This is a genomic window from Micromonospora sp. NPDC003241 (assembly GCF_053589795.1).
The window spans coordinates 1-13359 of the sequence record NZ_JBSFSO010000058.1 but is presented as its reverse complement, the minus strand read 5'-3'; the positions used below and the strand labels follow the sequence as shown (position 1 = coordinate 13359).

The 13359-nt window shown below is 71.6% G+C and carries 15 protein-coding genes; 3 read left to right on the top strand and 12 right to left on the bottom strand.

All coding sequences use genetic code 11. From position 1 onward, the window contains the following. Positions 1-17: 17 nt before the first annotated feature. The 4 genes from ACWDVW_RS29455 to ACWDVW_RS29440 form a co-directional block, all read right to left on the bottom strand. Positions 18-1613 carry a sensor histidine kinase gene (locus ACWDVW_RS29455; RefSeq protein WP_449955318.1) on the bottom strand — a complete coding sequence of 532 codons (1596 nt, stop codon included), beginning with the start codon at positions 1611-1613 and terminating at the stop codon, positions 18-20. After that, a complete protein-coding gene (locus tag ACWDVW_RS29450) occupies positions 1610-1885 on the bottom strand; it encodes a hypothetical protein (RefSeq protein ID WP_449955315.1) in 276 nt (91 codons plus the stop codon). Before ACWDVW_RS29450 ends, ACWDVW_RS29455 begins: the two co-directional genes overlap by 4 nt. A 144-nt stretch (positions 1886-2029) precedes the next feature. Next, positions 2030-2398, bottom strand: a complete 369-nt coding sequence (locus ACWDVW_RS29445; RefSeq protein WP_449955312.1) for a hypothetical protein — start codon at positions 2396-2398, stop codon at positions 2030-2032. A gap of 128 nt (positions 2399-2526) precedes the next feature. Then, positions 2527-3441: an oxidoreductase gene (locus tag ACWDVW_RS29440; protein ID WP_449955309.1), complete on the bottom strand. Its 915-nt coding sequence runs from the start codon at positions 3439-3441 to the stop codon at positions 2527-2529. 102 nt (positions 3442-3543) lie between these two features. On the opposite strand from ACWDVW_RS29440, the gene ACWDVW_RS29435 reads away from it, so the two are divergent. Together ACWDVW_RS29435 and ACWDVW_RS29430 are read left to right on the top strand one after the other, a co-directional pair. Continuing rightward, a complete protein-coding gene (locus tag ACWDVW_RS29435; protein ID WP_449955306.1) occupies positions 3544-4368 on the top strand; it encodes a helix-turn-helix domain-containing protein in 825 nt (274 codons plus the stop codon). 262 nt (positions 4369-4630) lie between these two features. Continuing rightward, positions 4631-5311, top strand: a complete 681-nt coding sequence (locus ACWDVW_RS29430; protein ID WP_449955303.1) for a lytic polysaccharide monooxygenase auxiliary activity family 9 protein — start codon at positions 4631-4633, stop codon at positions 5309-5311. A gap of 73 nt (positions 5312-5384) precedes the next feature. Here ACWDVW_RS29430 and ACWDVW_RS29425 read toward each other — a convergent pair whose 3' ends face one another. The 8 genes from ACWDVW_RS29425 to ACWDVW_RS29390 are packed head-to-tail and all read right to left on the bottom strand — an operon-like array spanning position 5385 to position 12016. Next, on the bottom strand, positions 5385-5774 hold the full coding sequence (locus tag ACWDVW_RS29425; RefSeq protein ID WP_350699910.1) for a VOC family protein: 390 nt from the start codon (positions 5772-5774) through the stop codon (positions 5385-5387). 12 nt (positions 5775-5786) lie between these two features. Next, positions 5787-6065, bottom strand: a complete 279-nt coding sequence (locus ACWDVW_RS29420; RefSeq protein WP_117226897.1) for an ArsR/SmtB family transcription factor — start codon at positions 6063-6065, stop codon at positions 5787-5789. A gap of 57 nt (positions 6066-6122) precedes the next feature. Beyond that, a complete protein-coding gene (locus tag ACWDVW_RS29415; RefSeq protein WP_449955299.1) occupies positions 6123-7691 on the bottom strand; it encodes a hypothetical protein in 1569 nt (522 codons plus the stop codon). Continuing rightward, positions 7691-7990, bottom strand: a complete 300-nt coding sequence (locus tag ACWDVW_RS29410) for a YciI family protein (protein WP_449955296.1) — start codon at positions 7988-7990, stop codon at positions 7691-7693. Before ACWDVW_RS29410 ends, ACWDVW_RS29415 begins: the two co-directional genes overlap by 1 nt. After that, on the bottom strand, positions 7987-9306 hold the full coding sequence (locus ACWDVW_RS29405; protein WP_449955294.1) for a hypothetical protein: 1320 nt from the start codon (positions 9304-9306) through the stop codon (positions 7987-7989). The genes ACWDVW_RS29410 and ACWDVW_RS29405 overlap by 4 nt, the downstream gene beginning before the upstream one ends. A gap of 43 nt (positions 9307-9349) precedes the next feature. Beyond that, positions 9350-10111, bottom strand: coding sequence for an SDR family NAD(P)-dependent oxidoreductase (locus tag ACWDVW_RS29400; RefSeq protein ID WP_449955291.1), 762 nt, complete (start codon positions 10109-10111; stop codon positions 9350-9352). Beyond that, positions 10108-11088, bottom strand: a complete 981-nt coding sequence (locus ACWDVW_RS29395) for an alpha-ketoacid dehydrogenase subunit beta (protein WP_449955288.1) — start codon at positions 11086-11088, stop codon at positions 10108-10110. The genes ACWDVW_RS29400 and ACWDVW_RS29395 overlap by 4 nt, the downstream gene beginning before the upstream one ends. Beyond that, entirely contained in the window at positions 11081-12016 is a 936-nt protein-coding gene (locus ACWDVW_RS29390) for a thiamine pyrophosphate-dependent dehydrogenase E1 component subunit alpha (RefSeq protein WP_350699898.1), read from the bottom strand. Before ACWDVW_RS29390 ends, ACWDVW_RS29395 begins: the two co-directional genes overlap by 8 nt. Positions 12017-12146: 130 nt before the next feature. Here ACWDVW_RS29390 and ACWDVW_RS29385 point away from each other — a divergent pair, with 130 nt between their 5' ends. Further along, a complete protein-coding gene (locus tag ACWDVW_RS29385) occupies positions 12147-13277 on the top strand; it encodes a mandelate racemase/muconate lactonizing enzyme family protein (RefSeq protein WP_449955285.1) in 1131 nt (376 codons plus the stop codon). Positions 13278-13359: the final 82 nt, after the last annotated feature.

Here is a 13359-nt window from a genome sequence, read left to right as displayed (position 1 = left end):
CCGCCGTCGTCGTGGGGTCATGACGGCTGCTCCTGGAAGGTCTGCTTGTCGACGAGCACCCCGTCGCGGAAGCAGAACCGGTACAGGGTCTGGCCGAGTCCACCGTCGGAATCGTGCCGGTCCAGAATAGACGCCTGGTAGTCGAGGCAGACGGCCCCGGGTACGTCCCGACCGCCGGCCGCTCCGGTCACCGCCGCGTCGGGATCCGGCAGCCGTTCGCGTACCTCGGCCTCCGGCTGGCCGACCCGGACCGCGTCGTAGGTGTCGCGGTCGACGATGACGAACGCCATCATCACCCAGATCCCGGCCGCGCAGAGCACCAGGCAACCGGCGACGGACAGCGCGGTCGCGGCGAGGACGAGCCGGGAACGGCGGCGGTCGCGGTCCATCAGCGCCGCGAAGTCGGCCTCCGGTTCGGCGGCGGGCGGCGGCCGGTACTCGGCCGTGGGTGCGGCGCGTTCGTCGCCCGGGTACGGCAACGTGGCCGCCAGCCGGAACCCGCCGTCCGGGGTCGACCCGTGATAGAGCATGCCGCCCGCGACCCGGACGCGTTCGGTCAGCCCGAGCAGCCCCTGCCCGGAGGTGGCCCGCACCATTCGCTGCCCCACGGTGTTGGTCACGCCGGCCACCAGCGCGTCCGGCTCGTACCGCAGCGACAGCACGATCGCGCCGCCCTGGGCGTGGCGCAGCGCGTTGGTCAGTCCCTCCTGGATCACCCGGTACGCGGCGTGCTCGGTCAGCGCCGCCAGCGGTCGCGGCTCCCCCTCCCGGAGGATCTCCACCTCGGCACCGGAGGCACGTGCCTGCGCGGCCAGCTCGTCCAGGCCGGTCAGCGGACGTACCGCGGACTGGCTGTCGTCCTGCCCCAGGATGCCCAGGATCTGTCGCAGCTCGGTCATCGCCGCCGAGGACGTCTGGCGGACCAGGTCGGCGGCCTCGGATCGCCCGTCGGCGTCGGCGGTTCTCAGCATCCCGGCGTACAGCGAGATCAGCGTGAGCTTGTGTCCCAGCGAGTCGTGCAGGTCCCGCGCGATGCGGGCCCGTTCCCGCGTCTGCGCCTGACGGGCCACCTCGCTCTGCTGGCTGTGCAGTTGCACGTTGCGGTGGTGCATGGCGGCCAGCAGCACCCGCCGCCGACGGACCAACCGCGCGACCCCGGCCGGCAGCGCCGCCCACAGCACGAACAACGCCGAGTAGGCCACCGCCAGTTCCACGTCCAGCGGATCCGTCCAGCCGACGGATCCCACGTAGCAGGCCCAGGCCAGGGACAGCCCGGCCGCGACCTGCCACCACCGGGCGACCCGGTAGCCGAGCGACGCGCTCAGCACCAACAGCAGCAGGCTGCTCTGCCCACCGGTGCCCAGACCGACCAGGGCCGCCGCGACGTAGGCCGGCAGCGGGTTGGTCAACCGCAGCACCATCAGGATCGGCGTGGTCACCCCGACCAGCCACGGCATCAACGGGTACCAGTCGGCGGTGGCCGCCGGGAACGTCGCCACCACGGTCACCAGCAGCACCAGGTTGATCTCGTAGACCCACCGCCACACCCCGGTCAGGCCGGCTCGCTCCCGCCACCGGTCCACCCGCCGCCACGTGTGACTGCCCACGGTCATCGGGTCGAACCTCGCCCTCGGGTCTCGTCGTGGGCGATCCGGTCGACCGCCTGGTACGCCTCCAGCAGCCCGACCCCGGTCCGCCTGCGGTAGATCTTGACCGACGCCACCCAGCCCGCTCGATCGAGGGTGTCCCGAACCTCCGCGTGCAGCGCCGCGAGTTCCGGCGTGCCACGATCCGTCATACTCGACGCCCGGCGACGCAGGAACTGTGCGACGACGAGCATCACCGCGCCGACCACACCGATGCACAGAGCCACGATCGCTGTCATGCTCCACAGTGTCGCGACAACCGGTCCGGGTCGGCGTCTGGCGGACGACGGAAACAACCCTCACACTTTCGTTGACCCGCAGTCGGTACGAGAAACCGCCCGGGTGGTGCACACCCGGGCGGCGACTTACTCTCAGTGCCCCGTTCATTCCGGGATGGTGATGCCCCGCTTCTCGGCCAGCGCCCCGTCGACGAAGCAGAATCGCCACAACTCCGGGCCGGTATCGCCCAGCGGCGAAACGGTGTGATAAATGCACGAGGCACCGGTCGGGATGCCCTGCCGTCCCGGGTCGTCGGGATAGAGGTCCTTGTCGCGCATCCCGCTCAGCGGCTCGGGCAGGGCGGCACGCACGTCCGATTCCGCTGCTCCCACCTGCTGTGCGTCGAACTGCTCCCGCGTGACGCCGGCGCCGAGCACCTCCTTGCCCAGCGCGACCGCCTGATAGACGGTCCATCCGATGCCACCGCACAGGACCACGATGACGGCGGTGATGATGAGGCCGACTTTTCGCATGACAGTTCCTCCGTCGTGATGGGAGGTCCAGCTTCGCGGGAATCGGTCGCCGAATCGTCAGTGCTTCGTGGGATCCGTGAAGCAACGCGGTACGACGAAAGTGCGACCACCCGCCATTCGCGACCGGCTCACAGGTATCGGACGCCGGTCAGTCGGGCGGCCTCCGCCCAGATCCGCCGCCCGTTGTCCGGGTCCTGTGCCGGTGCGCTGGCCCGCACCTCGGTGACCGGCCCCCGGATCTCCTGAAGACCACGCGGCCCGAAGAACTGCCCACCACGTACGCCGATCGCGGTGGCCGCGTAGAGCTGTGGTCTGGCGCCGGCCTCGACTCGGCTGATCAGCAGCGCGCTGAGCCGCCCGACGGCGCGGAGGAACACGGTGCGGTCGGCCAGCGCGCGCGGGGTGAGATTGGTGGAGGTCATCCCGGGGTGGGCGAGCACGCTGATCACCGGTGATCCGGCGGCCCGCAGACGGCGGTCCAACTCCAGGCCGAGAATGGTGGCGACCAACTTCGACATGGAGTACGCCGTCGGACCGGTGTAGGACTTCTCGGAGTTCAGGTCGGCCAGGTCCAGACCGCGCCGCCGGTGCACGATCGACGAGACGGTGACCACCCGGGGCTGCCGTCCGGCGGTCAGCCGGTCGAGCAGGAGGCCGGTCAGCGCGTACGGGCCGAGCGCGTTCGTCCCCATCTGCATGTCGAATCCGTCCGCCGTGAGGGCGGGGCGGGGCCCGGTCAGTGCCACCCCGGCGTTGTTGACCAGCAGGTCGAGCGGGCCGGTCAGGGCGGTGGCGAAGGCGCGGACGGAGTCGAGTGAGGCCAGGTCCAACCGCCGCACCTCGACGTCGGCCCCCGGGACCCGGCGTCGGATGTCGGCGGCGGTATGCTCACCGGCCGCGGCGTTGCGCACCGCGAGCACCACCGAGGCCCCGTGGCGGGCCAGTTCCAGGGCGGTGACCCGCCCCACACCCGAGTTCGCCCCGGTCACCACCGCTCGGCGTCCCTGCTGGTCGGGAATCTGTGCTTCGGTCCAGTTCGACATGTCCGTCGACGCTAGGGGGTGGTGCGGCCCGTCGGAGAGACCTCGCCAACCTGGGACCGAGGGACCTACCCTGCGGTCGCACCGGCCCGGCAGACTCGGGTGGTGACCACCACGGCCTACACCCGCGAGTTGGCGGACTTCCTGCGCAACCGCCGGTCCCGGCTCCGTCCGGAGGACCTCGGTCTGACGCCCGGGCCGCGCCGCCGGGTCACGGGCCTGCGCCGCGAGGAGCTGGCTCTGCTCGCCGGCGTGAGCACCGACTACTACCAGCGCCTGGAGCAGGGACGGGACGTGCGCCCCTCCGACGACGTGCTGATCGGCATCGCCCGTGCCCTCGCCCTCAACGCCGAGGAGACCCGCCACCTGCACGCCCTCGCGCGTCGGGCACAGCGGCCGCCGACGCCCCGTCGGCGCACCCGGGAGACGGTCCCGGAGAGCATCCATCGGCTGCTGCACAGCCTGCACACCCCGGCCGTGGTGATCAGTCGTCACCTGGACCTGCTCGCCTGGAACAGGATGGCCACGGCGCTCTACCCGGGGATCGGCCCGGGCAACGTGCTGATCGACATGTTCACCCACGCCGAGGCGCGGGACCGGTGCGCCGGGTGGCGCGAGACGGTGCTGGACTACCTCGGCTTCCTGCGTGCGGCGGTGGCCGCCGATCCGGAGCACCCGCGCGCACAGGAGATCGTCGGCACGTTGACCATCCGCAGCGAGGAGTTCGGTCGGCTCTGGGCCCGTCACGACGTCCGCGAGTCGGTCCACGGCAGCAAGGTCTTCGCGCATCCCCAGGTCGGCGAGTTGCGCCTGGACTGGGACGCCTACACGCCGCCGGGGCGCAGCGGGCCGATCCTGATCGCCTACACCGCCGCCCCGGGCAGTGCCGCCGCCGAGCGGCTGTCGCTGCTCGCCGCGTACGCCGGGTGAGGCTGTCCGGTCACGACCGGCCAATCAGGACGAACCGGGCACGCATCGACTTCCGGAAATCTAATTTCGGGCGATCGGCGAGCCCGGTCCATCCATCCCGAAAGCCCCGCTGAGCTGCGATTGTGGGCGACTCGGACCAACCGCATCCAGTCCGTCCACATCGATCATTCATCGACCATCGTTGATAATCGGAAACATCGGTGTAATGCTGGGCCTTGGAAGCGCTCCCATGTCGATCCGATCGCCGAACGGAGGACGTAACGTGCGTTCACACAAGCCCGACCAGTCCGGCTCGCGAGTCCGGTCCGCTGCCCGCCAGCCGCTTCGGGCGCTCGTACTGCTGCTCGCCATGATGGCCGGGATGATCCCCTGGGTCGGTGCCGCGCAGGCCCACGGCACCATCATCAACCCGGCGTCCCGGGCGTACCAGTGCTGGCAAACCTGGGGCAGCAACCACACGAACCCGGCCATGCAGCAGCAGGACCCCATGTGCTGGCAGGCGTTCCAATCCAACCCGGACACCATGTGGAACTGGATGAGCGCGCTGCGGGACGGGCTGGGCGGCAACTTCCAGGCCCGCACTCCCGACGGGCAGCTGTGCAGCAACGGTCTGTCCCGCAACAACAGCCTGAACCAGCCCGGGGCGTGGAAGAGGACCAACGTCAGCAACAACTTCACGGTCCAGCTGTACGACCAGGCGAGCCACGGCGCCGACTACTTCCGGGTGTACGTCAGCAAGAACGGGTTCAACCCCGCCACCCAGAGCCTCGGCTGGGGGAACCTGGACTTCATCACGCAGACCGGGCGCTACGCCCCGGCTCAGAACATCAGCTTCAACGTCTCGACGTCCGGATACACTGGACACCACATCGTGTTCGTCATCTGGCAGGCATCCCACCTCGACCAGGCGTACATGTGGTGCAGCGACGTGAACTTCGGCTGATCCGGTAGTCCCGCCCACTGCGGCGTCGGCTCCGGCTCGGGACCTGTCCCGGGCCGGAGCCGCCGCGTTCGCGCTACTTCATCGCGGCGATCTGGATCAGGTTGCCGCAGGTGTCGTCGAGCACGGCGGTGACCACCGGGCCCAGGTCGGTCGCCTCCTGGACGAACCGCACACCCAGCCCCTTGAGACGTTCGACCTCGGCGTGGACGTCCTCGACGGCGAACTGCGTGAACGGGATACCGTCGTCGACCAGCGCCTCCTTGAAGGGCCGGGCCGCCGGGTGGCCGTCCGGTTCCAGCAGCAGCTCCACCCCGTCCGGGTCGGCGGCGGACACCACGGTGAGCCAGCGCGCCGCACCGGCCGGCACGTCGGTCTTCTTCACGAAGCCCAGCTTCTCGGTGTAGAAGGCGAGCGCCTTCGCCTGGTCGTCGACGAACACGCTGGTGATGTTGATGCGAAGCACGGTCGCTTCCTCTCAGTCGGTGGGCCACCGCTCGGCGATCGCGCGCAGCGGGCCGGTGTCGATGTGGTGGAACTTGTACCGGCCCTGTCGCCGGACGTGCACCAGCCCGGCCTGTTCGAGCACCGCGAGGTGTTGCGAGATGGCCTGACGCGACGAGGTCAGACCGTGCTTCATGGTCAACCGGCCGCAGATCTCGAACAGGGTCTGGCCGTCCCGGTCGACCAACTCGTCCAGGATGATGCGCCGCGTCGCGTCACCGAGGGCCTTGAACAGATCCGGTTCCGCGTCCACCGACACAGTTATAGGCAAGCTCCTACTTGCCTGTCAAGCCGCCACGCACCGTCCGGCTCAGCCGACCGAGTGGGCGTGCCGGACGGTCCGCTCGGCCAGCCACAGCCAGCGACGCTGCACCTCACCGCTGGTGGCGGCGACCATCGACAGGGCGTCGCCGCCCACCTTGCGCAACGCCTCCGCCCCGGCCGCCGGGTCGTCCAGCAGCGCCGCGCCGTCGCGGAACGTCTCCGCCTCGGCCGACCCGCCGAACCGGGGTGCGACCTCGTCACGCCAGAAGTCGGCCCAGGTCAGCCCCGGATTCCAGGAGAACCGGGCGTACGCCAGGTAGCTGATCTCGTTGGTCGGGTGGTATGCGGACGCCTCGGCGAAGATGGTCAACCCGCGCATGCCGGCGGCGGCGGTCCGGGTGGCCATGTCGGTGTACATCTCCGGTACCCACGAGTGCCGCTGCCGGTTCCACTGCGACCCCGCGTGCGTGCGCAGCACGTTGGTGCGGTGCGGCAGTGCCGCCACGTGCTCGGCGGTCAGCCGGTCCCGGTTGTCGTACCAGAAGCCCCGGTTGACGCAGTACTGGTACGCCACGTCGTCGGGCAGGTCGGCCAGCGGCCCCTGTGCGTCGAGGTCGAAGATGTTGTCCCAGTACACCTCGACCAGGTGGCGCAACGGCACCCCGGCCTTTCCCGGTCGGCGGGCGGTGTCCAGCAGGGTCGGGTACACCGACCGCATCGCCTCGTACGACCAGGAGGTGCGCTCGCCACCGGTACGGTCGACGCACCGCGCGCAGGCGCAGCTGCCGTAGTCGCCGGTCTCGAAGTTGATCCCGCCGACCGGCAGGGTGTCCAGCAGCCAGTCGATGGCGTCGCGGTGCCAGGCCAGGTTCTCCGGCTGCGACGGGCAGGCGGCCATCATGTACTCGCTGGCCGGGAAGTGCAGGTCACCGAACTCATCGATGTCGAAGCCGACCTTCTTCGGCAGTTCGGCCGCGAGATCGGGGCGCTGGCGCAGCCAGGTGGCGAGGTTGTACCGGTGCCGGCCGTCGAAGTAGATGCCGCCGTAGGCGTTGATCCCCACCCCGGCGATGATGCGTACGCCCCGGGCGTTGGCGTACTCGCACAGGTCGCGGGCCGCCTCGACGCCGCCGTGGGCGTCGCGCAGCAGCCCGTAGACCACGATCCCGCCGATGCGCTCGGCGCTGCAGAAGTCCACCAGCCGCCGGTAGTCGGCACCGAAGGCGTCGGCGCCCTTGGCGTACGGGTTGAGTGCGCCGATCTCCTGCTGGCCGAGCTGGCGCAGGTCCCAGTTGGTGGAGTGGTCCCAGGTCCACAGCGTCCGCAGCGGCAGCCCGGGTGCGCTGTGGTGCGATCCGACGGGCAGCCCGGCCGGGGTGGCCCGGGCCAGCAGGTCCCGGACGGCGTAGACCAGACCGGCGAACGGGTCGCCGACGACGCGGATCTCCCCGGTGTGCGGCACCTCGACCCGGAAGCCGCCCTCGGGCAGCGTCGGGTCGGGGACGAACCGTACCGGCTCCGGCCCCTCCCCCAGCGACTCGGCCAGCAGGGTGGCCGCGAACGGCGCGTGCTCGGCGCCGTGCACCCGGACGCCGGGAATCTGGCGGTACGACATCATGACCTCCCGAGGGACTGCGGAGTGGCGGCCAGGTAGTCGACGACGTCGAGAGCCGTCCACACCCGGTGCCGCCAGTACGGATCGTGTGCGACAAGGGCGCGGGCGGCCGCCGCGTCGGGTGCCCGCAGCACGAGGACGGAGGCGCTCAGGTCGGCGCGGGCCCCGGCGAGCAGTGCGGTGCCGTCGGCGAGCAGTCCGCGTACGTGGGCCAGGTGCGCCGCCCGGTGCGGCTCGCGTCGGCGGACCGCGTCGGCGGCGAAGGTGGCGGTGACCAGGAAGGTCGGTTCGAAGATCACTCGTTCGCCCCGATCGCCCCGACCAGGCGTTGCAGGGCCACCCGGTAGACACTCTGCGGCCGGCCGGCTCCGGTGCTGACGTGCACCCCGACCTCCTCGGCGAAACCGGCCGCGCGCAGTGACTTGAGCAGCCGGCGGGCCGAGCGGGTCTCCACCCCGTACGCGTCGGCCAGGCCCCGCGCGGTCACCTGGTTGGGGTCCATCTGGTGCAGCGCCTCCAGCAACCGCCGGGTGGACAGCGGCCCGAGGCGCAGTTGCTCGGAGACCCGCAGCACGCCGGGGGTGGTCTCGCGCAGCCGCTGCTTGACCGCGCTCTCCCGGGTGGAATAGATCTCCCCGTCCGGGAAGACGACGTGCGTCTCGCCGCCCCGGCCCAGGGCGAGAGCCTGGCGGGCGTTGGCCTCGGCGGCGGCGATGGTGGTGCCGGCGCCGAAGCCGACGGTGTGTTCCCCGTCGACACCGCGCAGGCTGAGCAGGGAGGCGTGCCCGGCCCGGTGTCGGGCGATGGCGCTCTCCACGGTGCCCCGGGTGGTGGTGATGACCAGCGTCCGGTCGTCGATGGTGTTGAGTCGCCCGCGCATCCGCTCGGCGTGTTCCAGCAGTGCCTCGCGCAGCCGCAGGCGCTGCCGTTCCGCCTGGTACGGGTCCTGCGGGCGGCTCGCCGACTCGGCCACCTCGATCATCATCACCGCGATCTGGGTGGCCCGGGACTGGCGTACCTCGGCGGCGAGCCAGGCCCGGCGCAGCGCGTCGCGGACCGAGGCCCGGGTGTGCTCGACGCGCCAGACCGGCACCCCGCGCTCGCGCAGTTCCCGGTGCACCGCGCCGAGGCAGGTCAGGCACGCCTCGACGGCGCCGGACTCGTACCGCTCGCGGTGGTAGGCGGTGATCTCGGCCAGCCCGGAGAAGAGCAGGCCCGACGAGTCGGCGATCGGCAGGATGTCGGTGGGCGGGGTCAGTTCGATGTCGTGGTACGTCTCCCGGACGGTGTCCGCCTCGATGGTGTCCACACTGACCCGGGGCAGTCGCCCGCCGCCGGCCAGCAGCATCCGGGACAGCGTGCGGTACAGGTCGATCCCGGCGTGCCGGATGTAGTCGATCTCGGCACGCAGCCCACCGGCCGCCGCGGCGAAGGCGTACGGGATGCGCCCGGTGAACAGCAGCACCTGGCAGAGGTCGTCCAGCTCACGGGCCAGGTGAGGTGCCTGCTCCGGGTCGGTGTACGCGCGGGTGGTCACCTCCTCCGCGCGGCCCTCCCCGGCCGCCACCTCCTGCACGAGCCGGATCGAGTCCTCCGGGCCGATGATCCCGATCACGCTGCCGCCTCCACGTCGTCGCCTCGCCGTCGCCTCGGGCTGCTCAGCCGGTGTAGACGGTGCCGGCGATGCCGGCGCTGGCCGGTGCCGCCAACAGCGTCAGCACCGACGCCACGTCCTCGGGACGGCCCAGGGCCGCCTCGATCCGGGAGACCTGGGCACCGTCCGTGCCGTTGGCCCGTGCCTCGTCCAGCGACCGCCGCATCAGCGGTGTGTCGATGTCGCCGGGACAGAGGGTGTGCACCCGGATCCCGCGTGGACCGAGGTGCCGGGCCAGCGTCAGTGCCAGGCCGTGCAGTCCTCCCTTGCTCGCGCCGTAGGGTACCGAGCCGGATCCGGTCAGCACGCCCGCCTTGGAACCGACCAGGACGAGCACTCCGCGGCCGTCGGCCAGGTGCCGTACGGCGTGCTTGGCGACCAGGAACGGCCCGGTGAGGTTGACCTCGATCACCCGCTGCCACAGCTCCAGCGACAGGTCGGTGACGTCGGTGCCCTGCCCGCCCATGATCCCGGCGACGTGCAGCACCGCGTCGATGCCGCCGAGTTCGTCGGCGACCGCGTCGAACACCGAGGCGACCTGCGCCTCCCGGGTCACGTCCACGACATGCGCCACGGCGGTCGCCCCGGCGGCGCGGGCCTGCGCGGCGGCACCGTCGGCGCCGTCGGCGTCGGCGTCGAGCACCGCGACGGCCGCGCCGGCCGTGGCGGCCGCCCGGACCGTGGCGAGCCCGATGCCGGAGGCACCGCCGACGACGACCACCCGCCGGCCGGTGAGCAGGCCGGCCGCCGGGGCGACGCCGGTCACCGGCGGACCGTTCCGCGAACCGCCTCGGCGACGTGTTCCGCCTCGGGCACCACGGCCTTCTGCAGCGCCGGGGCGGCCGGCATCGGCACGTCCGGGGCGGCCACCCGGGCCACCGGGGCCTTCAGGTCGGCGAAGCACTCGGACGCGGCCCGGGCGGCGATCTCCGCACCGAATCCGCCGGTCAGGTTCGCCTCGTGGGCGACGACCAGACGGCCGGTGCGCGCGACCGACGCGCCGACGGTGTCGAAGTCCAGCGGGTTGAGCCACCGCAGATCGATCACCTCGGTCTCGATCCCCTCGGCGGCGAGTTGGTCGGCGGCGGCGAGGGCCGCCGGGACCATCCGGGACCAGGCCACCACGGTGGCGTCCCGGCCGTCGCGGACCACGCGGGCGCCGCCGATCGGCTCGACCGGCGCGTCGGTGCGGACCGGGCCCCGGGTCGGGTAGAGCATCCGGGCCTCCGCGACCACCACCGGGTCGTCGCTGACCACTGCGGTGCGCAGCATCTGGTACGCGTCGTCCGGAGTGGACGGCAGCGCCACCCGCAGGCCGGGGGTGTGCGCGAAGTACGCCTCCACCGAGTGCGAGTGCTGGGCACAGGCCCCTGGGGAGTACCCCTGCTGCATCCGGATCACCAGCGGGGCCTTCCACCGGCCGGCGCTGGAGTAGCGGATGGTGGCGATCTGGTTGACGATCTGGTCCATCGCCACGAAGGAGAAGTCGGCGTACATGATCTCGGCGATCGGCCGCAGGCCGGTCATGGCCGCGCCGAGCGCCATGCCCAGGAAGCCGGTCTCGGAGATCGGGGTGTCGAAGATCCGGTCGCTGCCGAACCGCTTGTGCAGTCCCTTGGTGGCACCGAACGGGCCGCCGGGCAGGGCGACGTCCTCACCGAAGTAGACGGTGTCGGACCGGCTGTCCAGCGCCCAGGCCAGCGCCGCGTTGACGGCCTGGATGTACCGCAGCGACTCAGACATAGACGTACTCCTTGACGGTCGCCGGGTCGGGGAACGGCACCTCGCGGGCGGCGGCGACGGCGGCCTCCACCTCGGCGGCCACCTCCGCGTCGATGGCGTCGAGCCGTGCGGTCAGCTCGGCGTCGGCGGCGGCCCGGATCCGGACCAGCGGCTCGCGTTCGCGGGCGGCGGCGATCTCGCCGGCCGGTCGGTAGTGCTGCACGTCGCCGCTGTAGTGGCCGACCAGGCGCTCGGTCATGGCCTCCACGATGGACGGGCCGGAGCCCTCCCGGGCGCGGGTGACCGCCTCGGTGACGGCCTCGGCGACCGCGTCCGGGTCGTTGCCGTCGACGACCCGGCCGGGGATCCCGTACCCGGCGGCGCGCTCGGCGAGTTGGCGGATGCGGACCATGTCCTCGATGCGGGACATCTCCGAGTAGACGTTGTTCTCCACCACCAGGACCAGCGGCAGGTCGAGTACGGCGGCGAGGTTGATCGCCTCGTGCACGTTGCCCTGGTTCATCGCGCCGTCCCCGATGCTGACCACCGAGACCGCGCCGCTGCCGGTGCGCTGCGCGGTGAGCGCGGCGCCGGTGGCGATCGGCACTCCGGCGCCGACGATGGAGTTCTCCCCCATGAACCAGCGTCCGGGGTCGGAGAGGTACGGCGAGGCGGCCCGGCCGCCGTTGACCGCCGAGTCACGCCCCATCATCTCGGCGAACAGCCCGGTCATGTCCACGCCCCGGGCCAGCGCCCAGCCGTGCCCCCGGTAGGTCGCGGTCACGTGGTCACCGTCGCGCAGCGCGCGGGCGGCACCGACCGGGATCGCCTCCTGACCGTTGCACAGGTGGATCGAGCCCGGGATCTCACCGTCGTCCTTGAGGGCGGCCAGCCGCTCCTCGAACCGGCGGATCCGGGCCATCGCCCGGTAGTCGTCCGGCAGACCCATCACACCCCCATAGATGAATTAGAGCCCTATTCCGGCTCGTTCGGATTGGAGCCTAGACCAGGGACATCATGCTATGGAAGAGTGCATGAGCAAGTTTGTGGCCGTTATAGGGCTCTAATTTGGGGGCAGCATGGAGATCACCGCCGTCGAGTCGGTGGTGCGGGGCGACGCGCACTTCGTCGCGGTGCACACCTCGACCGGGCTGGTCGGCGTCGGACAGTCCGCCTGCTGGGGGTATCCGGGAGCGGTCCACGCGGTCGTGGAGGCGTTCCGCCCACACCTGCTCGGCGCCGACCCGAGCCGGATCGAGCACCACTGGCACCACCTGTACCGGATGGGGCCGTTCCGGGGATCGGTGCTCACCGCCGCCGTCTCCGCCATCGACCTGGCGCTGTGGGACCTGCTCGGCAAGCGCCTCGGCGTACCCGTCTGGCAGTTGCTCGGCGGTCGGGTCCGGGACCGGATCCGGCTGCACCTGCTGCTGCCCGGCACCGGCGCGCAGGACCTCGCCGCACAGGCCGCGGCGGCGGTCGCCGACGGGTTCACCGCGGTGAAGTTCGACCCGCTGCCGGCGGACTACGGCGACCTGTCGCTGGCCCGGCTGGTCACCGACACCGAGGCCACCACCGCCGCCGTCCGCGACGCGGTCGGACCCGACGTCGACCTGCTCATCGAACTGCACCGCAAGCTCACCCCGTTGCAGGCCGAGGCGGTCGTCCCGGCGGTCGGTCGGCTGCACCCGCTGATGGTCGAGGACCCGATCCAGATCGACAGCGTCAGCAGCCAGGCCGAGGTGAGCCGCCGCGCACTCGGGGTGCCGATGGCCAACGGCGAGCGGCTGCACACCATCTGGGAGTTCAAGGAGCTGCTGGCGCAGGGCGGGGCCCAGTACGTCCGGCCCGACCTCGGCCTGGCCGGCGGCATCAGCCACGCCCGCAAGATCGCGGCGCTGGCCGAGTCGTACCACGCGGCGGTGGTCAGCCACAACTGCCTCGGACCGCTGCTCACCATGGCCTCGGTGCACCTGGACACGGCGATCCCGAACTTCGTGACGCAGGAGTACTCCCCGCTCGACGACCTTCTGGCCGACGGTCCAGCCCGGGCCTGCGTCCGTCGCGAGGGCGGGTTCCTGCCGATCCCCGAGGAGCCCGGTCTCGGCGTCACCCTGGACCTCACCGACGAGACCCCGCTGGACCTGACCGGCCGCCCGCTCACCCGCATCCCCCACCGCGCCGACGGCTCCATCGCGTACGCCGTCTAGAGGTAAGGAGGGGTCCCCTGCTAACGCCTCGTGCATAGCAGGGGACCCCTCCTTACATCCCTGCTCACATCCGACGGCCGGG

Bases quoted from the DNA above. Each gene is read 5' to 3' on its own strand.
- ACWDVW_RS29395 (WP_449955288.1), bottom strand. From the start codon at position 11,088: ATGTCTGAGTCGCTGCGGTACATCCAGGCCGTCAACGCGGCGCTGGCC.
- ACWDVW_RS29385 (WP_449955285.1), top strand. From the start codon at position 12,147: ATGGAGATCACCGCCGTCGAGTCGGTGGTGCGGGGCGACGCGCACTTC.
- ACWDVW_RS29415 (WP_449955299.1), bottom strand. From the start codon at position 7,691: ATGTCGTACCGCCAGATTCCCGGCGTCCGGGTGCACGGCGCCGAGCAC.
- ACWDVW_RS29440 (WP_449955309.1), bottom strand. From the start codon at position 3,441: ATGTCGAACTGGACCGAAGCACAGATTCCCGACCAGCAGGGACGCCGA.
- ACWDVW_RS29450 (WP_449955315.1), bottom strand. From the start codon at position 1,885: ATGACAGCGATCGTGGCTCTGTGCATCGGTGTGGTCGGCGCGGTGATG.
- ACWDVW_RS29390 (WP_350699898.1), bottom strand. From the start codon at position 12,016: ATGGGTCTGCCGGACGACTACCGGGCGATGGCCCGGATCCGCCGGTTC.
- ACWDVW_RS29455 (WP_449955318.1), bottom strand. From the start codon at position 1,613: ATGACCGTGGGCAGTCACACGTGGCGGCGGGTGGACCGGTGGCGGGAG.
- ACWDVW_RS29445 (WP_449955312.1), bottom strand. From the start codon at position 2,398: ATGCGAAAAGTCGGCCTCATCATCACCGCCGTCATCGTGGTCCTGTGC.